An 18,821-nucleotide genomic window follows, 5' to 3' on the forward strand; every position below is an offset into this window, starting at 1 on the left:
CACACAGCATGTCGAAGATCAAACCGGCCAAGGGCTCCCCGTACGCCCGCATCCTCGGCGTCGGGGGCTACCGCCCGACCCGGGTGGTGCCCAACGAGGTCATCCTGGAGACGATCGACTCGTCCGACGAGTGGATCCGCTCCCGTTCCGGCATCGCGACCCGGCACTGGGCCTCGCCCCAGGAGACGGTCGCCGCGATGTCCGTGGAGGCCTCCGGGAAGGCGCTGGCGGACGCCGGGGTCGCCCCGGAGCAGATCGGTGCGGTGATCGTCTCGACGGTCTCGCACTTCAAGCAGACCCCGGCCGTCGCGACCGAGATCGCGCACCGGATCGGCGCGGGCAAGCCCGCCGCGTTCGACATCTCCGCCGGCTGTGCCGGTTTCGGTTACGGCCTGACCCTCGCCAAGGGCCTGGTGGTCGAGGGGTCGGCGCAGTACGTCCTCGTCATCGGTGTCGAGCGGCTGTCGGACCTGACCGACCTGGAGGACCGCGCGACGGCCTTCCTGTTCGGTGACGGCGCCGGCGCCGTGGTCGTCGGTCCTTCGGACGAGCCGGCCATCGGCCCCACGATCTGGGGTTCCGAGGGCGACAAGTCCGAGACGATCAAGCAGACCGTGCCGTGGGACGAGTACCTCGGCAAGGACGGCGGGGAGAAGTTCCCGGCCATCACGCAGGAGGGTCAGGCGGTCTTCCGCTGGGCCGTCTTCGAGATGGCCAAGGTGGCCCAGCAGGCGCTCGACGCGGCCGGGATCACCGCGGAAGACCTGGACGTCTTCATTCCGCACCAGGCGAACATGCGGATCATCGACTCGATGGTGAAGACTCTGAAGCTGCCGGAACACGTCACGGTCGCCCGTGACGTGGAAACCACCGGCAACACGTCGGCCGCCTCGATCCCGCTCGCCATGGAGCGGCTCCTGGCGACCGGAGCGGCGAAGAGCGGCGACACGGCGCTCGTCATCGGCTTCGGGGCGGGGCTCGTCTACGCCGCGACGGTCGTTACCCTCCCCTAGGGCACGGGACCCGTTCCGGCCCTGATTCATCCAGTTAGCTACAGAAGGAGCGCCACATGGCCGCCACGCAGGAAGAGATCCTCGAAGGTCTCGCGGAGATCGTCAACGAGATCGCCGGCATCCCGCAGGAGGACGTCCAGCTGGACAAGTCCTTCACCGACGACCTGGACGTCGACTCGCTGTCCATGGTCGAGGTCGTCGTCGCCGCCGAAGAGCGCTTCGAGGTGAAGATCCCGGACGAGGACGTCAAGAACCTCAAGACGGTCGGCGACGCCGCGGACTACATCCTGAAGAACCAGGCCTGAGCCTGACGAGCGTTTGTCGCCACCTGGCGGTGGCGCCGTGACAATTCAGCACCCCCTGAGACGTGGAGAAAGAATTCCTGTGAGCCCGACCAATCGCACCGTGGTCGTCACCGGTATCGGCGCAACCACTCCGCTGGGTGGCGACAGCGCTTCGACCTGGGAAGGTCTGCTCGCCGGCCGGTCCGGCGTTTCGCCCCTGGAGGGCGAGCGCTTCGCCGAACTGCCGGTACGCATCGCCGCACAGGCCGCCGTGGACCCGAGCGAGGTACTGCCCCGCCCGCTGGCCCGCAAGCTCGACCGCTCCGCCCAGTTCGCCGTCATCGCGGCCCGCGAGGCCTGGGCCGACGCGGGTTACACCGCTCCGGCCGGCGAGGACGCGTCCATCACCCCGGAGCGTCTGGGCACCGTGATCGCCTCCGGCATCGGCGGCGTCACCACCCTGCTCGACCAGTACGACGTACTGAAGGAAAAGGGCGTGCGCCGGGTCTCCCCGCACACCGTCCCCATGCTCATGCCGAACGGCCCCTCGGCCAACGTCGGCCTCGAGGTCAACGCCCGTGCCGGTGTGCACACCCCGGTCAGCGCGTGCGCGTCGGGTGCCGAGGCCATCGGCTACGCCGTCGAGATGATCCGTACGGGCCGTGCCGACGTGGTCGTCGCCGGCGGCACCGAGGCGGCCATCCACCCGCTGCCGATCGCGGCGTTCGCCAACATGATGGCGATGTCCAAGAACAACGAGGACCCGACGGGCGCCTCGCGTCCGTACGACAAGGGCCGTGACGGCTTCGTCCTCGGCGAGGGCGCGGGCGTCGTGGTGCTGGAGTCCGCCGAGCACGCCGCCGCGCGCGGCGCCCGGGTCTACTGCGAGGTGCTGGGCCAGGGTCTGTCCGCGGACAGCCACCACATCGCGCAGCCGGAGCCGACGGGCCGCGGTGTCGCGGCGGCCGTGCAGAACCTGCTCGACAACACGAACCTGGACACGTCCGAGCTGGTGCACCTGAACGCGCACGCCACGTCCACCCCGCAGGGTGACACGGCCGAGCTGAAGGCGCTGCGCAAGGTCCTGGGCGACGACCTCGACCACATCGCGATCTCCGCGACCAAGTCGATGACCGGTCACCTGCTGGGCGGTGCGGGCGGCATCGAGACCGTCGCGACCGTCCTGGCGCTGTACCACCGGATCGCCCCTCCGACGATCAACGTCGAGGAGCTGGACGACGACATCGACGCGGACATCGTGCGCGGCGAGCCGCGCAAGCTGCCGGTCGAAGGTCCGATCTCGGCGATCAACAACTCCTTCGGTTTCGGCGGTCACAACGTGACCCTGGCGTTCCGCAGCGTGTAGCGGTCCCGGACACGACGAAGGCCCACCCGGACTCCGGGTGGGCCTTTCGCGTCGCCGGGCTCAGACGACCTGGTGCAGCCAGCGGACCGGGGCGCCCTCGCCCGCGTAGCGGAAGGGCTCCAGTTCGTCGTCCCAGGGCTTGCCGAGCAGCTTGGCGATCTCCGCCTCCAGGTCGGTCTCGCCGCGTGCCGAGCGGGCGAGCGCGGCGCGCAGCCGGTCTTCGGGGATCAGGATGTCGCCGTGCATGCCGGTGACGGCGTGGAAGATGCCCAGCTCCGGGGTCGAGCTGTAGCGCTCCCCCTCGGCGGTCGGGCAGGGCTCGGCGGTCACTTCGAAGCGGAGCAGATGCCAGCCGCGCAGGGCGGAGGCGAGTTTCGAGGCGGTTCCCGCCTCTGCCTGCCAGGAGAACTCGGCTCTCCAGGTGCCGGGGGAGGCGGGCTGCCGGATCCAGTCGAGGTTCACCCGCACCCCGAGCACGCCCGCAACAGCCCATTCCACATGCGGGCAGAGCGCGCGCGGTGCGGAATGCACGTACAGAACTCCACGTGTCGTCACCGGGACCTCCAGTGTGGGACGAGGTCGGGAATAAACTCCAGAAAACGGACAGTATGTGACGTGATGTAATGTAACGGAAATTATTTGACATTGCGTAGCGGCACCTGCGGCCGAAACGCCACGGGAAAAAGCTACCGTGCGCCGGGGGTCCTGGTGTGACGTACGGTCGCTCCGAGGGCCGTAAACACGGAGCATTCACTCAGCAGGACGCCCCCGGAGGGACGGGGGAGACGAGGGAGGGACCACGCGATGCGCACCACCGCTCCGCGCCGCAGCGTGCGCCGGACCGTCGCGGGGGCGGGCGTGGCGGTGGCCGTACTGGCCGCGTCGGTCACGGGCTGCGACTCGGACGGGCCGGCTGCCGGGGGTGAGCGTGGGGCGCAGGCCGCGGCCCCGCGCTGGAACACCGCGCCCACGTCGGTCGCGGCCGTCGGGGATTCCATCACCCGCGGTTTCGACGCCTGTTCGGTGCTGGCCGACTGCCCGGAGGTGTCCTGGGCCACCGGCAGCGATCCCGCGGTGCAGTCCCTCGCGACCCGGCTGCTCGGCGCGTCCGAGGCACCTGCCCACAGCTGGAACCACGCGGTGACCGGCTCGCGGATGGCGGACCTCGCGGGACAGCTCGCCGCGGCCGCGCAGAACAAGCCCGGCCTGGTCACGGTCATGGTGGGCTCGAACGACGCCTGTCGTCCGACGGTTTCCTCGATGACTCCGGTGGCGGATTTCCGGGCCTCTTTCGAGCGGGCCCTGGGGCAGTTGCGGGCGGCCTCGCCGGCCTCCCAGGTGTACGTGTCCTCGGTGCCGGACCTCCAGCGGCTGTGGGAGCAGGGCAAGGACGCCCCGATGGTGCGGCAGGTCTGGAAGCTGGGGATCTGTCAGTCCATGCTGGCCGACCCGCTGTCGGGGGCCGGGGCCGCGACCGCCCGCCGGGAGAAGGTGCGGGCGCGGGTGGTCGAGTACAACGAGGTGCTGCGCGAGGTCTGCGCGAAGGACGAGCTGTGCCGCTACGACGGCGGGGCCGTCTTCCAGTACCCCTTCTCCGCGGAGCAGCTGAGCCGTTGGGACTGGTTCCACCCGGGTCGGGACGGGCAGGCGCGGCTCGCGGAACTCGCGCACCGACAGGTGACGGCGGCGCAGCCTCCGCGTTGACGCCGAAGGACCGGGGGCGGGTGTCAGGGCCCGCCCCCGGTCCGGTCCATCGGCCGTTTTCATGGTTGTTTTCCGGCCAAGTCGGCCCTACGGCGTGTCGCGCGGGTCAGCGGACCGCCGGGCGGGTCACAGGTCGAGGGTGACCGACAGCCGGGTGTCGGCGTGCGAGTGGCTCGCGCGGACCTCGTACGTCCCGCCGATCCGCTGCCAGCCGTGCCCGGTCTCGTCCCAGATCTCGAAGGCGCGGGCGGGCAGCGGGATGCGCACCTCGACGCTCTCGCCGGGGGCCGCCTCGACGCCCGCGAAGGCCGCCAGCCAGCTCGCGGGACGCTCGACGGGGTCGGCTACGGGGGCCAGGTAGACCTGGACCACCTCGCGGCCCGGCCGGGTGCCGGTGTTGGTCAGGCGCACCCGGGCCGTGCCGTCGGTGACGTCGAGGGACTCGTAGGCCCAGTCGGTGTAGCCGAGGCCGTGGCCGAAGGGGTAGGCGGGGCTCACGCCGTGCTTCTCGTAGGCGCGGTAGCCGATGAACAGGCCCTCCTCGTACTCCAGGCGCCCGTCGGTGGGGATGACCTCGGTGACGGGCGCGTCGGCGAAGGCGGCCGGCCAGGTGGTGGGCAGGCGCCCGCCCGGCTCGGCGTGTCCGAGGAGCACGTCGGCCAGCGCGGCCCCGCCCTCCTGCCCGGGGAACCAGGTGAGCAGGACGGCGGCGACCTCCTCGCGCCACGGCATTTCGACCGGCGAGCCGGCGTTCACGACGACCACGGTGTTCGGGTTCACGGCGGCGACGGCGCGCACGAGGTCGTCCTGGCGGCCCGGGAGGGTGAGGTCGCGGCGGTCGTAGCCCTCGGACTCCACGCGGTCGGTGGTGGCGACGACCACGACGGCGGTGTCGGCCTCCCGGGCGGCCGAGACGGCCTGCGCGATCAGCTCGTCGGGGTCGAGGCGCGGGCCGAGGTGGAGCAGGGAGAACATGATCGCCTTGAGCGGGATCGCGCTCATGTCGGGGACCTGGTAGGTCAGCGAGACCTCGACGGGCTCCCCCTCGGTCAGGGACAGCCGGGCGCGTTCGCTGGGGGCGCCGAAGAAGGCCTCGAAGGGGTCGGCCTCGTCGCCCACCTCCTGGACCCCCTCCCACAGGGTCCGGCCGCCGACGGCGAGGGTGAAGGCACCCAGTCCGCGGGTGCCGAAGACGTGCTCGCCGCTCTCGCGCGGCACGAAGGTGCCGATGACCTCGATGCTCGCCATCGTCTCGTACGTGGCGCCCTCGGGCAGGTCGTCGCCGATCCACTGCACCTGGCCGCTGGGCAGGGTGCCCTCGCCGAGGACGGTCCCGGAGGCGTCGCGGCAGACGGCGCGCAGCGCGAAGCCCTTGTCGGCGGGGACGGGCTCCTCGCTCGGGTCGGCCCCGATGCTGTAGCTGAGCGCGCCCTCGGGGAGCGCGGCGGCGAGCCCGTCGAGCGGGGACACCACCCGCTCGGGGAAGACCGTCGCGGAGCCGCCGCCGAGCACGCGGGCGTCGCGGGCGGCGGCGCCGGAGAGGGCGACGGAGCCGAGGGCCGCCGCGCCGAGCGGCAGGGCGCCGTCGGCGTTGCGCACGAGGACGAAGCCGCGTACGGCCAGTTCGCGGGCCAGGGCCTGCCCGTCGAGCTCCGCGGGCGGCTCGCCGACCGCGGCGGGGGCGCCGTCCAGCAGGCCGACGCGGGCGGCGAGGCGCAGGACGTTGCGCACGGCCGCGTCGACGGCGGACTCGGGGACCTCCCCGGCGCGGACGGCCGCGGCGAGGGCGGGCCCGTAGACGGTCTGCGGGCCGGGCATGGCCACGTCCAGGCCGCCGAGGATGTCCCCGGTGGTGGATCGGGCGGCCATCCAGTCCGAGACGTTGTAGCCGTCGAAGCCCCACTCGGCGCGCAGGACCTCGTTCACCAGGTACTGGTTCTCGGTCATGGAGATGCCGTTGACCCGGTTGTAGGAGGTCATGATGCCCCACGGGTGGGCGTTGACCACGATGGCCTCGAAGGGCGCGAGGTACAGCTCGCGCAGCGGCCGGGGGGCGATGACGCAGTCGACGGTGAAGCGTTCCGTCTCGGCGTCGTTGGCGACGTAGTGCTTGACGGTGGTGGCGACCCCGCCGTCCTGGACGCCGCTGACGTAGCCCGTGCCGATGGCTCCGGTCAGCAGGGGGTCCTCGGAGTAGCACTCGAAGTGGCGCCCGCCGAGCGGGGTGCGGTGCAGGTTGACGGTGGGGGCGAGGACGACGTGGACGCCCTTGCGGCGGGCCTCCTGGGCGAGCAGCCGGCCGGCGCGGCGGGCGAGCTCGGGGTCCCAGGACGCGGCGAGCGCGGTCGGGGAGGGCAGGGCGACGGAGGGGTCGTCGGCGCTCCAGCGGACGCCCCGCACCCCGATGGGTCCGTCGGACATCACCAGCGAACCGAGGCCGATCCCGGGGACGGCGGGCAGGGACCACATGTCCTGGCCGGCCAGGAGACGGGTCTTGGTGTCGAGATCCAGCTTGTCGAGAGCCGTTTCCACGGCGTCTTCGCGGATCCGGTCGCGGGCCTGATCGGCATCGGTCACGGCCGTGCCTCCTCGTTGAGTGCGGTGCGGTGCGTGTGGTGCCCCCCATCGTGGACCCGTTACCTGTAGACCGGTAGGGGTTGTAATCTTTTCGTGATGTCCACGTGTCGTACGGTCCTTCTGGCGCGTACGAACGGAAGGGGTGCCGGGCGATGGCCAGGGCGAAGAGCGAAGAACGGCGCGGCGAGATCGTCCGCGCGGCCGTCGAGGTGATCGCGGAGCGCGGCTACCGGGGAGCGTCACTGAGCTCCGTCGCCGAGCGGGTGGGCCTCACCCAGCAGGGGCTGCTGCACTACTTCCCCACCAAGGAGGCCCTACTGGTGGCCGTGCTGGAGGAACGCGACCGCTGGGACACGGGCGGCGGCTCGCGCGCCTCCGCCGGCACCTGGCGCCTCGACCTGCTGGACTCCCTGGTGGAGTACAACGCCATGCGGCCCGGCATCGTGCAGACCTTCTCGGCGCTGCTCGGCGAGAGCGTCACCGACGGGCACCCGGCGCGGGAGTTCTTCACCGAGCGGTACGCCCAGGTCCGCGGGGAGATGGCCGCGGTGCTGCGCACCGAGTTCGGCGAGCGGCTGCCCTCCGGCCTCACCCCGGACCAGGCCGCCCCGCTGCTGACGGCGGTGATGGACGGCCTCCAGTACCAGTGGCTGCTCGCCCCCGACGCGGTGGACATGCCCGCCGCGTTCCGCGCCTTCCTCACCCTCCTGCGCGGTCCGGCGGCCGGGGCCGCCGGGGCTCCCGGCGGTGCTACGGAGTGAACAGCGGGTCGTGGACCGGGCAGGTCGGGCGCACCGCCGGGACCCGGTAGAAGGCCCGGTCGCGCAGCCGGCCCGTCCAGGGGTCCTGCGGCGAGCGGCGCTTGACCAGCAGGTGGCGACTGCTGCCGGCCCGCAGGTGGGCCCGGTACTCCCGCAGCAGCGGCTCCGGTTCCGCGAGGAAGTCCCGCATCTGGTCCTCCACCAGGCACAGGGGGCAGTGGGCACCGGGCGGCAGGTGGAACTGCCGTCCCTCGGGCCGGGCGTCGTCACCGAAGGCGGTCAGCGCCACCGTGCCGGTGTGCAGCGCGCAGACGCCCATCACCTGCGGCCCCGCCGCCGCGGCCACGGTCCCCACGAGGGAGCGGAACCCGGCCAGGTCGATCCGTTCGACCCGGGCCATCAGGGCGAGTGCGGCGGCCCGCAGGTTCACCACGGCCGCCACCAGGGACACCCCCGCGACCACCGGCACCGACCAGGGCGGCCCCTTGTCCCACAACAGCCACAGGAGCCCCGCGTTCAGTACGGCCATGAGCGCCACGGCCACCCGCAGCCCGGCGCCGCCGGCGCGCACCGTGCGGTACGCCAGGACCAGGAAGGCCGCGGCGAGGACCGGCAGCAGCCAGCCGGGCGCCGTCACCGCCGCCCGCCCCGGATCGCGCGACGGACGCGGCGTGCGGGCTTGCGGACGCGCCGGACGGCCCGGCTCCCGATGACATGGCCCCCCACGGCATGACCCCCCGTCACGTGCCGGATGCGGACGTGCCGTTCCAGCATCGCGGCCGCGGGCCCCGCCGTCGACCCCCGCGGCCATCCCGGTGCGCGGGCGCCGTCACCATGAAGGTCATGAGGATCGCCGCCGCGCAGCTGACCTGCGTCCCCGCCGACATCGCCGCCAACGCCGCCCTGGCCGCCCGCCTGGCCGTCCGGGCCCGCGCCGAGGGGGCCGGGCTGGTGGTGTTCCCGGAGCTCGCCCTGACCGGCTACGAGCTGCCCGTGCTGGCCGGGGATCCCGGCCTGTGGCTGGACGGCGCCGACGACCCCCGGCTGGACCCGGTCCGTTCCGCCGGGACCGCGACGGCCGTCAACGCCGCGCTGCGCACCGGCGGGCCGCTGCCGGCCATCGCGACCCTGGTGTTCGACGCGGACGGCGCGCACCTGACGACGTACGCGAAGCAGCACCTGTTCCGGCACGAGCGCGGCGTGTTCGCCCCGGGCACGGCCGACGGGCGCTTCGAGCTCGGCGGGATCCGCTTCTCGCTCGGCATCTGCTTCGACAACCACTTCCCGGAGCTGACCGGCCGGGCCGCCGCCGACGGCTGCCGGGTGCACCTGGCGAGCTCCCTGTACGGCACGGGCGGCGGGATCGCGGAGCGGGCGGCCGTGTACCCCGGGATCGCGGCGGAGCACGGTCTCCACGTGGTCCTCGCCAACCACACCGGGGCGGCGGGCCCCTGGACGGGCTGCGGGCGCTCGGCGGTGTGGGCGCCGGGCGGGGCGCTGCTCGCCGAGGCCGACGACCGCACCCCGGCGGTGGTCGTGGCCGACGTCGCGACCGCGCCCTGAGCACCCCGGGCCGGGGCCGGTCCGGGGCCGCGGCCGCTCAGGCGGGGCCGGGGTCCAGGAGGTTCTCGGTGCCCCACTTCCCCAACGCCGCCAAGGCGCCGTTGAGTTCCCGGCCGAGCGGCGTCAGGGAGTACTCGACGTGCGGCGGGACCTCGTCGTAGACCTCCCGGCGGACGATGCCGTCGGCCTCCAGTTCGCGCAGCTGCGCGGCGAGGACCTTCTCGGACACCCCCGGGACCAGCCTGCCCAGTTCACCGAAGCGGCGCGGGCACTGCTCCAGCTCCCACAGGAGCGAGACCTTCCACTTGCCGTCGATCACCGACATCGCGGCGGCGATCCCGCAGTGGTCCGCCCCGGGCCTTCGCGTCAGCGCCATCGCGCCCACCCCTCCCACCTGCTCGCTCACCTCGGGGTAACCACCCACTCCGAAGTGCGTACTTGAGTGCCTCACGGCCTGCCACCAGGCTAAACGTCATGACCGACACAGACCTTCCGAAGCGCCCCCTCGCCCTGCTCGGACTCGGCGACATGGGCACCGTCCTCGCCCACGGCTGGCTCGCCGCGGGCCACCCCCTCACCGTCTGGAACCGCACCGCCGCCAAGGCCCGGGCCCTGGCCCCCGCGGGCGCCCGGGTCGCCGAGAGCGCCGCCGGGGCGGTGGCCGCCGCCGACCTGGTCGTCGTGTGCCTGCTCGACGACGCGAGCCTGGACTCGGCTCTGGAGGGAGCCGACCTGACCGGCAAGGACCTGGTCAACCTCACCACCGGCACCCCCGCCGAGGGCCGGGCCCGGGCGGCCTGGGCCCGGGAGCGCGGAGCCCGCTTCCTCGACGCGGGGATCATGGGCACCCCGGCGATGGTCGGCGTCCCCGGCTCGGGGGCGTACGTCTTCTACAGCGGCTCCCGGCCCCTGTTCGACAGGCACCGGGCCGTCCTGGAGGTACCGGCGGCCGCCCGTTTCGTCGGGACGGACCCCGGCCACGCGGCCCTGCACGACGTGGCGCTGCTGAGCGCGATGTACGGGCTGTTCGCGGGGATCTCGCACGCCTACGCGCTGATCGAGGGCGAGGACGTCGCCCCGAAGGACCTGGCTCCGCTGCTGTCGGAGTGGCTCGGCGCGATGGGCTTCTTCGTCGGGAACGCCGCCGAGCGGCTGACCTCGCGGGACTTCACCACCGGGGTGGTCTCCAGCCTGGCCATGCAGGTGGCGGGGAGCCGCACCCTCCTGCGCACCGCCGCGGAGCAGGGGGTCGGCGCCGGGCTGATCTCCCCGTACCTGGACCTCATGCGGGAGCGGCTGGAGGCCGACCCGGCCCGGCACGGCGCGGAGGACACCGTCGGGGCCATCACCCTGCTGCGGCGCGGCGCCGCGTAGCGGCGTGCCGCGGCCGGCCCGGGGCTACGGGAACGAGGGCGGCGGCGGACCGAACCCGCCGGCCGGGGCCCGCGCGGGCCGCCCCGCACCGGCGTCCCCCTCCGGCTCCTGTCCGGGATCCTCCCCGGCGTCCTCCCGGGCGTCCTGCCCGGCCCCGTCCGCACCGGTCAGGTCCCGCACCATCAGGGTCGCGCCGGCCACGGCACCCGGCATCAGGAAGACCGCGACCAGCGGGATCAGGAAGACCAGCACCAGCGGCACCCCGAAGCCGAGCGCCAGCGCGCGCCGCCCGCGCAGCAGGGCCAGCTGCTCGTCGAGGTCGACCCGGCGGCGCTGGAGGGCGACGGAGGTGAGTTCCTGGGTCAGGAAGAAGCCGGACACGCAGAACCCGATGGCCGGGACGACGGTCTGGCCGACGACCGGGATGAACCCGAGGGCGAACAGCAGGATCCCGTAGAGCAGCACCCGCACCAGCAGCCGCAGGCTGTCCCGGGCGGAGATCCACAGGTCCGCCCAGAGCGAGCGGCCCGACTCGGGGACCTCGCCGCCCTCGCTGCGGTCGACCTGCTCGGAGAGGGACTCGTAGAAGGGCTGGCCGACGAGCAGGGTCACGGCGGTGAAGGTGATCACCGTCAGGAACAGGCCGAGGGAGATGACCAGCGCGGTCAGGAACCCGCGGAAGAGGCCGAGCCAGGGCGAGGACCAGTCGGAGGCGAAGGGCGTCGCCCAGGCGGTGAAGTCGTCGGCGCCGTAGAAGAGGCCGGTCAGGGCGGCCGCGTAGAGCAGCAGCGAGACCAGGCCCGGCAGCAGGCCGAAGCCCAGCCAGCGGCCGTTCCGGAACACCCATCCCTGGCCGGCCAGCAAGTACCGGAATCCCCCCGCAAGATCACGCATGCGGCCCAGTTTAAACGGCGACGGCCGCACCCCGGGGGGTGCGGCCGTCACCGTCGCGCCACGAGCGCGGGGTGTGGTGCGGTGTGGTGCGGGTCAGGCGACGGTGAGCTCGACCGTGATGTTGCCGCGGGTCGCCTTGGAGTAGGGGCAGATCTGGTCGGCCTTCTCGACCAGGTCCTTGGCGGTGGCGGCGTCCACGGTCGGGATCGAAGCCGTGATCTTGACGATGATGCCGAAGCCCTCGTCGTTCTTGCCGATGCCGACCTCGGCGGTCACGGTGGAGCCGGTGACGTCGACGTTCTCGTTGCGGGCCGCGACGCTGAGGGCGCCCTGGAAGCAGGCGCTGTAGCCGGCGGCGAACAGCTGCTCCGGGTTGGTGCCCGCACCGCTGCCGCCGAGCTCCTTCGGCGGGTTCACGACGACGTCGAGCTGCCCGTCGTTGGTGGCGACGCGGCCGTCACGGCCGTTCTCGGCGGTGGCGACAGCGGTGTAAGCGACGTCGGACTGCGTGATGGACATGAAGAAGATCCTCCAGATGAATCGCCGCGATGCGCGCCCACGATCGCGACGGTGTGGAGTGAGCCTAACCGGTGAAGGAAACGATCATCTTTCCGGTGTTGTCCCCGCGCAGCATTCCGAGGAAGGCGGCGGTGGCGTTCTCGACGCCCTCGACGACGGTCTCGTCGTAGCGCAGCTCACCGGAGGACAGCCATCCGGCCACGTCCTGGACGAACTGCTGCTGGAGTCCGGCGTGGTCGCCGACCAGGATGCCCTGGAGGCGCAGCCGCTTGCCGATGACCATCATCAGGTTGCGCGGGCCGGGGGCGGCCTCGGTGTCGTTGTAGCCGGCGATGGCACCGCACAGGGTGGCGCGGCCGTGCACGTTCAGGGCGGAGATGGCCGCTTCGAGGTGGTCGCCGCCGACGTTGTCGAAGTAGACGTCGATGCCCTGGGGGGCGGCGGCGGGCAGCTGCTCGGCGACGGGGCCGTTCTTGTAGTTGAAGGCGGCGTCGAAGCCGTACTTCTCGGTGAGCAGCGTCACCTTCTCGTCGGAGCCGGCGGAGCCGATCACCCGGGACGCGCCCTTGATCTTCGCGAACTGGCCGACGAGGCTGCCGACCGCGCCGGCCGCGCCGGAGACGAAGACGGCGTCGCCCTCCTTGAAGGAGGCGACCTCGAAGAGTCCGGCGTAGGCGGTCAGGCCCGGCATGCCGAGGACGCCGAGGTAGGCGGAGAGCGGGGCGAGGGAGGCGTCGACCTTGGTGGCGTGCTGCGCGTCGAGCTCCGCGTACTCGCGCCAGCCGAGGTGGTGCAGGACGTGGTCCCCGACCGCGAAGCCCTCGGCCGCGGAGGCGACGACCTCGCCGACCGCACCGCCCTGCATCGGCTCGTCGAGCCGGAAGGGCGGGACGTAGGACTTGGTGTCGTTCATCCGGCCGCGCATGTAGGGGTCCACGGACATGTGGAGGTTGCGCACCAGGATCCGGCCGGGGGCGGGCTCGGCGGAGACGGGGGCCTCGCGCAGGGCGAAGTCCTCGGCCACCGGCCAGCCCTGCGGACGGCGGACGAGGTGCCACTCGCGGCTGACTGCGGGGATCTGAGACATGCGGAACTCCTGGGGCGAGGGGGCCGTACGAGACGGCAGATACTTCACTAGGTGAAACAACCATGCGCCTGGATATTTCATGTTGTCAAGTAAATGGGTACGCTGGAAGCATGCCCAGTCGTCGCGCAGACCCAGTGACCGTCGAGGTCGTCGAACTCATCGGCGACGTCGTGGCCCGCTACCACATGGAGTACGAGGACGCGGCCGCCAGCCACCAGCTCACCGGCGCCCAGGCCCGGGTGCTGACCCTGCTGTCGCTGGAGCCGCTGCCGATGCGCCGCATCGCGCAGAAGCTGCGCTGCGAGCCCTCGAACGTGACCGGGATCGTCGACCGGCTGGAGACCCGCGGCCTGGTCGAACGCCGTCCGGACCCGGCCGACCGCCGGGTGAAGCTGGCCGCGCCCACGCAGGAGGGGCTGCAGACCGCGGAGCGGCTGCGCGAGTCGCTGGGCTTCGCGCGCGAACCGCTGGCCGGGCTCTCGGCCGAGGAGCGCACGGCCCTGCGGGACCTGCTCAGGCGCATGCTGGCCTGAGCCGGCCGTCCGCCGGTGACGGGCGCGTCAGAACAGGCCGCAGAAGAACCAGCAGTCGTCTTCGGTCGGGGTCGGCTTCGGCGTGGGCTTCGGCTGCCCCGTCTTCGTCGGCGTCGGCCCGGGCGGCCGTGCCGTGGCGGTGGGACCGGGCGCGGGCTTCCCCGGCTTCGACGGACGTACGGACACCCCACCGCCGGGAACGCTCTGCGACGGCGCCGCCGTCGCGGAGGCGGAGGCGCTCGCGCTCGCCGACGGCTGCGCGGACCCGCTCGGGCCGCCGCCGGGCCGGGCCGTCTTGGCCGCTCCCCCGGAACCCTCGGCGGCCGGCGACGACGACGGCGCGGCGGGCACTCCACTGGGCAACGGCTCGGGGGCCGTGGGCCCGGCGTCGGTCAGCACCACCTCGTCGGCCCGGTCGACGCCCTCGTCGTCCGTCACGATCCGGGCCACCGCGATCGAGCCCCCGGCCGCGAGGACCAGACCCAGCCCGAGCGCCAGGACGCCCCGGCCGCGCCGGCGGCGGCTGGCCGCGCGCTTGCGGGTGCCCGCCCTGCCTCCCTGGGGACCGGACAGCACGACGAGGGAATCGGCGAACACCTCGGCCAGCGCGGCCTGCGGCTCGTGGACGGGCCGCACCCCGGCCGGCCCGGCCGGGGCCAGGTACTCGGCCGGGGTGCCGCAGCCGGCGCACGCGAGTGCTCCGTTGAGATGTCTCTGACAGGCGGGGCAGTAGTTCATGGCGCCCGCAGGCTATGCCGTCTCCGGCAACATAATCATTCCGGGAACGTAAGGATCCTGTGTGGAATGGTTACGTCCATGACAGCGACCCCGACCCCGGGCGGTCCCGGTTCCTTCGGCCCCGGCGCCTTCCAGCTGGTGCTGCTGCGCCGGATGGCCGACTTCCAGCCGGACCTCGCCGAAGCCGCCCGGCTGCGCCTCGGCGCCACGCTCGCCGAGCAGCGGGAGGCGAACCGGCGCTGGCAGGCGATGGTCCGCTCGCCCCGGGCGCGCGGGGCGCTCGCCCGCTACCGGTCGGTGCTCGGCCCGCCGGAGTCGGACTCGTCGCGCACGATCGGGGACCTGGAGTGCCGGGCGCTGCTCTGGGCGCTGCCGCTCTGGCCGGAGCTGCGCTTCGAGGTGCTGGCGGCGCCGGACGGGGCCGTGTGGAACGAGTGGCTGGTGCGGGCCCCGGGCGCGCGGGGCCCCGTACTGGAGACGGCCGGGGACCTGCGGCCCTGGTCGGCGACGGTGGACGAGGTGGCCCGCGCCTACGCGCCGGTCCGGCCGATGGAGGGCACCGCGCCGACGCGCTGGCAGCTGGCGTTCACCGCGTCGGGGCGGCCCCTGGTGGCGGAGTTCACGTACGGACTGCTCCAGCGCGTCCGGCCGACGGCCGGGCCCGCGGCCTAGGCCAGATCCGGAGGAGACGGCCCGGGCGGCCGGGCAGCCGGTCAGGAGGCGAGGAAGGCGCGGACGCCGGCCGAGGTGGCGTCGTCACCGAGCAGGTCGTTGTGCTTCAGGCAGCCGACCGGGGTGTTGAGCGCTCCGGCGAGCGGGACGCTGTCGTCGGGGTTGACCACCTCGTCGCAGGACGACCAGAAGGTCGCGTACTTCACCGCGCCCGGGGTCTCGTCCCCGGCGGCGAGGTTCTTCACCACGTACGACCCCGGGGTCATGTCCCGGCAGGCCTGGTCCCACAGGGCGCAGGCCCAGGCGGTGGAGGTGCCGTGGTTGGGGCCGGCCAGGGAGACCCAGTGGTCCACGGCCGCCGTACCGCCGCCGAACTTGACGTACCAGCGGCTGACGAGCGAGCCGAAGGAGTGGCCGACCAGGTCGACCCGGGCGGCGCCGGTCCGCGCGCGGACCTGGTCGACGTAGGCGGCGAGGCGGCCCGAGAGCACCTCGTTGACGGACTGATGGGTGTCGTAGCCGAAGGAGAAGAGGTCCGCGTCCGTGTAGCCGTCGGCCTTGAGGTCCTCGCGCAGGGACCCCCAGACGCCCGGGTCGGCGTTGTAGCCGTGGACGAAGACGACCGGAACCCGCGGGGCCGCCCGAACGGACGGGGCGTCGGCCGCCTGCGCCGGGAAGGGCAGGAGCAGGGCGGGGCAGAGGGCGAGGAGCGCCAAGAACTTCTGGCGGAGCGTCAGCACGGGGACCCCTTTACCTTGTTACGCACGAGTAGCACGGACGGTGCGCGCATCGTCGTGCCTGTCGGTACAGAAATCCACCCCCGTGCAGCACCTCCCGCCCCGCACGGCACACCCCACCCGGAGCATTTCAACGGGCGTGTTGACCCGTTTACCCGAGAAGATATGAATTGCGACCGGCAGCAGCCGGTCTCTTGCGTCAGCGCACTCGGGAGGATCTGCCGTGACCGTCAGTCTTGAGCAGTTGCGCCGCTGCCACGTCGCCGTCGACCTGGGAGCCGCCAGGACACGCGTCTACGTCAAGGGCGCCGGACTGGTCGTGGACGAGCCCAGCGTCGCCGCGGTGAACACGCGGACCGGCGCGCTCATCGCCGTCGGCAGCTTCGCCGAACGGATGACCGGCCGCACGCCCGACTACATCCGGGTCGTACGTCCCGTCTCCGGCGGCACCGTCGTCGACATCGAGATGGCCCAGCGGATGCTGCGCCACCTGCTCGGCGAGAAGCTCCGGCGCGCCCTGCGCCGCAAGCCCCGGCTGCGGGCCGCCGCCTGCACCCCGCACGACGCCGACCCGCTCGCACAGCGGGCGACCGTGGAGACCCTCGTCGGGCTCGGCGCCCGGCGCGTCGAACTGGTCGACACCCTGATCGCGGCGGCCGTCGGCTGCGGCCTGCCCGTGGAGCAGCCGACCGCGACGATGATCATGGTGTGCGGGGCGGCGGCCACCCAGGTGGCGGTCCTCTCCCTCGGCTCGATCGTCACCGCCGAGCGCATCCCGATCGGCGGCGAGGCCATCGACCACGCCGTGGTCCAGCACCTGCGCCACGCGCACGAACTGATGCTGCCCAGCCAGGCCGTCCGGCCGCTCCAGCTGGCCCTGCACGGCAACGGCATCACCGCCGAGGGCCCGGCCTCCACCCTGATCCACGGCCGCGACGTGGCCACCGGGCTGGCCCGCTCCGTCCACGTGGACACCGCCGCCGTCCGCGACGCGATCCACACCCCGCTGACGGCCGTGATCGACGGCATCGGCAAGATCCTGCGCGACTGCCCGCCGGACCTGGTCGCGGACCTGACGGACCGGGGGATCATGATGGTGGGTGGCAGCGCCCTGCTGCCGGGGCTGGACCAGATGCTGCGGGACGCGACCGGAATGCCCGTGGCCATCGCGGAACGGCCCGACGTGTGCGCCGTGATGGGTCTCGGCGCGATGCTCGAAGGGAAGATCGCCCCGATGGTCCTCAACCCGCTGGCCGAATGACGCGGGACACGCGCGATCAGCAGTCCGGGCCCGCGACGCGGGCCGGGGGCGCGACGCAGGCCCGGCAGGAGACACAGCCCGGGCCCGCGGAGCAGACCCGGCCCGACTCGCGGGCCCGGACCACGGCGGAGGCCGAGCCGCCCGCCAGCCTCCCCGTACTGCTGGAGGCGGTGCTCAGCGTCGGCTCCGAGCTGGAGCTCCACTCCACGCTCCAGCACATCGTGGACTCGGCCACCGAGCTCTGCGGGGCCCGGTACGGCGCGCTCGGGGTCGTCGACCCCGAGCGCGCCCGGCTGACCCAGCTGTTCACCGCCGGCATGAGCGAGGCCGAACGGGCCGCGATCCCCCGCCTACCCGACGGCCGCAGCGGGGTGCTCGGCGCGCTCATCGACGACCCCCGCCCGCTGGTGCTGGAGGACCTGACGACGGACCCCCGCTCGGTGGGGTTCCCGCCCGGCCACCCGCCCATGCGCAGCTTCCTCGGGGTGCCCATCCGCGTACACACCGAGGTGTTCGGCAACCTCTACCTCACCGAGAAGGCCGGCGGCGGCACCTTCACGGAGGAGGACGTCGCCCTGGTCCGCGTCCTGGCCTCGCAGGCGGGGATAGCGATCGGCAACGCCCGGCTGTACGGGACGGCGCGGCGCCGGGAGCGCTGGATCGAGGGCGCCGCCGCCGTGACCACCACCCTGCTCGCGGGCCGCCCCGCGGCGGACGCCCTCAGGTGCGTGGCCGAACGGGCCCGGCTGCTCGCGGACGCGGCGGCCGGGGTGGTGCTCCAGCCGACCCCGGAGGGCGGCATGGAGATCGTCGCCGCCTCCACGCACGGGGACCCCGGTGACCTCGTCGGCACCGCCATCGCCCCCGGCTCGCCCGTGCTCGTCCAGCTCCTCGGCGGGGAGCCGGTCTTCATCGAGGACTCGGCCACCGACCCCCGGATGACCACCCACGTCCGGGAGCGGTTCGGCCCCAGCATGATGCTGCCGCTGCAGAGCGGCGGCCAGCTGATCGGCACCCTGGCCCTGCCGCGCGAGCGCGGCGGGCCCCCGTACGACGCGGTGGACCGGCTGCTGGCCTCGCAGTTCGCCTCGCAGGCCGCGCTGGCCCTCGTCCTGGCCGACGCCCAGCACGACCGGGAACAGCTCGCGGTGTACGAGGACCGCGACCGGATCGCACGGGATCTGCACGACCTCGTGGTGCAGCGGCTGTTCGCGACGGAGATGATGCTGGAGAGCACCCGCCGCCGGGCCGCGAACGCACCGAGCGGGGACACCGTGGGCGACGAGCTGAGCCGCGCCGTCGACGAGCTGGACTCCACCATCCAGGAGGTCCGCACGGCCATCTTCGCCCTCCAGCAGCCGCCGACCGACGCCCCCACGACCTTCCGGGGCCGGGTGCTGCGCGAGACGGGCGGGGCGGCGGTCCTGCTGGGGTTCCAGCCGTCGGTGCAGTTCACGGGCGCGGTGGACGCGCTGCTGCCGGAGCAGGTGGCGGCCGGTCTGCTCGCCGCCCTGCGCGGCGCCCTGGCCGCCGCGCACCGCCGCAGCGGCATCACCTCGATCGAGGTCCAGGTGGAAGCCACCTCGGCGCACGCCCGGCTGACCGTCATCGATGACGGCCACACCCCCGCCTCCCCCACCGGCACGACCACCACGTGGGAAGCCCCCCTCTGACCCCCGGACCCCGGCGGACCCGCCCGGCCCGCGCCCGCGCCCGCCCTGCCTTGCCCCGCCCTGCC

At 73.3% G+C, this 18,821-nt stretch carries 20 protein-coding genes; 11 read left to right on the plus strand and 9 right to left on the minus strand.

What is annotated here, in order from left to right; translation table 11 throughout:
- Window positions 1-8: 8 nt before the first annotated feature.
- The 3 genes from ACGFXC_RS09550 to fabF all read left to right on the plus strand — a co-directional run bounded on the left by ACGFXC_RS09550 (window position 9) and on the right by fabF (window position 2,663).
- Window positions 9-1,013 (plus strand): ketoacyl-ACP synthase III, encoded by a 1,005-nt coding sequence (locus ACGFXC_RS09550; RefSeq protein ID WP_393711176.1) that lies wholly within the window; start codon window positions 9-11, stop codon window positions 1,011-1,013.
- 56 nt (window positions 1,014-1,069) lie between these two features.
- Window positions 1,070-1,318 carry an acyl carrier protein gene (locus ACGFXC_RS09555; RefSeq protein ID WP_053677848.1) on the plus strand — a complete coding sequence of 83 codons (249 nt, stop codon included), beginning with the start codon at window positions 1,070-1,072 and terminating at the stop codon, window positions 1,316-1,318.
- Between the two features lie 79 nt (window positions 1,319-1,397).
- A complete protein-coding gene (gene fabF / locus ACGFXC_RS09560) occupies window positions 1,398-2,663 on the plus strand; it encodes a beta-ketoacyl-ACP synthase II (protein WP_393711178.1) in 1,266 nt (421 codons plus the stop codon).
- A 60-nt stretch (window positions 2,664-2,723) separates the two neighbouring features.
- Here fabF and ACGFXC_RS09565 read toward each other — a convergent pair whose 3' ends face one another.
- Window positions 2,724-3,218, minus strand: coding sequence for a DUF3145 domain-containing protein (locus tag ACGFXC_RS09565; protein ID WP_030160508.1), 495 nt, complete (start codon window positions 3,216-3,218; stop codon window positions 2,724-2,726).
- 249 nt (window positions 3,219-3,467) lie between these two features.
- Here ACGFXC_RS09565 and ACGFXC_RS09570 point away from each other — a divergent pair, with 249 nt between their 5' ends.
- A complete protein-coding gene (locus ACGFXC_RS09570) occupies window positions 3,468-4,367 on the plus strand; it encodes a GDSL-type esterase/lipase family protein (protein WP_393711180.1) in 900 nt (299 codons plus the stop codon).
- A gap of 126 nt (window positions 4,368-4,493) precedes the next feature.
- Here the strand turns inward: ACGFXC_RS09570 and ACGFXC_RS09575 are convergent, their stop codons facing one another.
- Entirely contained in the window at window positions 4,494-6,944 is a 2,451-nt protein-coding gene (locus ACGFXC_RS09575; RefSeq protein WP_393711182.1) for a glycoside hydrolase family 3 protein, read from the minus strand.
- 152 nt (window positions 6,945-7,096) lie between these two features.
- On the opposite strand from ACGFXC_RS09575, the gene ACGFXC_RS09580 reads away from it, so the two are divergent.
- Window positions 7,097-7,705 carry a TetR/AcrR family transcriptional regulator gene (locus ACGFXC_RS09580; RefSeq protein ID WP_393711183.1) on the plus strand — a complete coding sequence of 203 codons (609 nt, stop codon included), beginning with the start codon at window positions 7,097-7,099 and terminating at the stop codon, window positions 7,703-7,705.
- Here the strand turns inward: ACGFXC_RS09580 and ACGFXC_RS09585 are convergent.
- Window positions 7,695-8,342 (minus strand): hypothetical protein, encoded by a 648-nt coding sequence (locus ACGFXC_RS09585; RefSeq protein WP_393711185.1) that lies wholly within the window; start codon window positions 8,340-8,342, stop codon window positions 7,695-7,697. The two genes, ACGFXC_RS09580 and ACGFXC_RS09585, sit on opposite strands and share 11 nt — an antisense overlap.
- 206 nt (window positions 8,343-8,548) lie before the next feature.
- On the opposite strand from ACGFXC_RS09585, the gene ACGFXC_RS09590 reads away from it, so the two are divergent.
- A complete protein-coding gene (locus ACGFXC_RS09590) occupies window positions 8,549-9,268 on the plus strand; it encodes a carbon-nitrogen hydrolase family protein (RefSeq protein WP_393711187.1) in 720 nt (239 codons plus the stop codon).
- A 37-nt stretch (window positions 9,269-9,305) separates the two neighbouring features.
- Here ACGFXC_RS09590 and ACGFXC_RS09595 read toward each other — a convergent pair whose 3' ends face one another.
- Window positions 9,306-9,644 carry a winged helix-turn-helix transcriptional regulator gene (locus ACGFXC_RS09595; protein ID WP_393712182.1) on the minus strand — a complete coding sequence of 113 codons (339 nt, stop codon included), beginning with the start codon at window positions 9,642-9,644 and terminating at the stop codon, window positions 9,306-9,308.
- 98 nt (window positions 9,645-9,742) lie between these two features.
- Here ACGFXC_RS09595 and ACGFXC_RS09600 point away from each other — a divergent pair, with 98 nt between their 5' ends.
- Window positions 9,743-10,642: an NAD(P)-binding domain-containing protein gene (locus tag ACGFXC_RS09600; RefSeq protein ID WP_393711188.1), complete on the plus strand. Its 900-nt coding sequence runs from the start codon at window positions 9,743-9,745 to the stop codon at window positions 10,640-10,642.
- Window positions 10,643-10,666: 24 nt separating this feature from the next.
- On the opposite strand, the gene ACGFXC_RS09605 is transcribed toward ACGFXC_RS09600, so the two are convergent.
- From ACGFXC_RS09605 to ACGFXC_RS09615, 3 genes are all read right to left on the minus strand, one after another.
- The gene (locus tag ACGFXC_RS09605) at window positions 10,667-11,536 is read right to left on the minus strand and encodes an EI24 domain-containing protein (RefSeq protein WP_393711190.1); all 870 of its coding nucleotides are present in this window, start codon (window positions 11,534-11,536) and stop codon (window positions 10,667-10,669) included.
- Window positions 11,537-11,629: 93 nt separating this feature from the next.
- Complete coding sequence (locus ACGFXC_RS09610) at window positions 11,630-12,055, minus strand: organic hydroperoxide resistance protein (RefSeq protein WP_393711191.1); 426 nt, start codon at window positions 12,053-12,055, stop codon at window positions 11,630-11,632.
- A gap of 64 nt (window positions 12,056-12,119) precedes the next feature.
- Window positions 12,120-13,142, minus strand: a complete 1,023-nt coding sequence (locus ACGFXC_RS09615) for an NADP-dependent oxidoreductase (RefSeq protein WP_393711193.1) — start codon at window positions 13,140-13,142, stop codon at window positions 12,120-12,122.
- Between the two features lie 110 nt (window positions 13,143-13,252).
- Between ACGFXC_RS09615 and ACGFXC_RS09620 the strand changes: the two genes are divergently transcribed.
- Window positions 13,253-13,675 (plus strand): MarR family winged helix-turn-helix transcriptional regulator, encoded by a 423-nt coding sequence (locus tag ACGFXC_RS09620; RefSeq protein WP_393711195.1) that lies wholly within the window; start codon window positions 13,253-13,255, stop codon window positions 13,673-13,675.
- 27 nt (window positions 13,676-13,702) lie between these two features.
- Here the strand turns inward: ACGFXC_RS09620 and ACGFXC_RS09625 are convergent, their stop codons facing one another.
- Entirely contained in the window at window positions 13,703-14,413 is a 711-nt protein-coding gene (locus tag ACGFXC_RS09625) for a hypothetical protein (RefSeq protein WP_393711197.1), read from the minus strand.
- A gap of 78 nt (window positions 14,414-14,491) precedes the next feature.
- Between ACGFXC_RS09625 and ACGFXC_RS09630 the strand changes: the two genes are divergently transcribed.
- Window positions 14,492-15,085 carry a hypothetical protein gene (locus ACGFXC_RS09630; RefSeq protein ID WP_393711199.1) on the plus strand — a complete coding sequence of 198 codons (594 nt, stop codon included), beginning with the start codon at window positions 14,492-14,494 and terminating at the stop codon, window positions 15,083-15,085.
- A 41-nt stretch (window positions 15,086-15,126) separates the two neighbouring features.
- Here the strand turns inward: ACGFXC_RS09630 and ACGFXC_RS09635 are convergent, their stop codons facing one another.
- Complete coding sequence (locus ACGFXC_RS09635) at window positions 15,127-15,825, minus strand: esterase/lipase family protein (RefSeq protein ID WP_393711200.1); 699 nt, start codon at window positions 15,823-15,825, stop codon at window positions 15,127-15,129.
- A 220-nt stretch (window positions 15,826-16,045) separates the two neighbouring features.
- On the opposite strand from ACGFXC_RS09635, the gene ACGFXC_RS09640 reads away from it, so the two are divergent.
- Window positions 16,046-17,083 carry a rod shape-determining protein gene (locus ACGFXC_RS09640; protein ID WP_362123511.1) on the plus strand — a complete coding sequence of 346 codons (1,038 nt, stop codon included), beginning with the start codon at window positions 16,046-16,048 and terminating at the stop codon, window positions 17,081-17,083.
- On the plus strand, window positions 17,080-18,756 hold the full coding sequence (locus ACGFXC_RS09645) for a GAF domain-containing protein (RefSeq protein WP_393711202.1): 1,677 nt from the start codon (window positions 17,080-17,082) through the stop codon (window positions 18,754-18,756). Before ACGFXC_RS09640 ends, ACGFXC_RS09645 begins: the two co-directional genes overlap by 4 nt.
- The last annotated feature ends 65 nt before the right edge of the window (window positions 18,757-18,821 follow it).

Source organism: Streptomyces sp. NPDC048507 (genome assembly GCF_043199995.1).
Classification (GTDB): Bacteria; Actinomycetota; Actinomycetes; order Streptomycetales; family Streptomycetaceae; genus Streptomyces.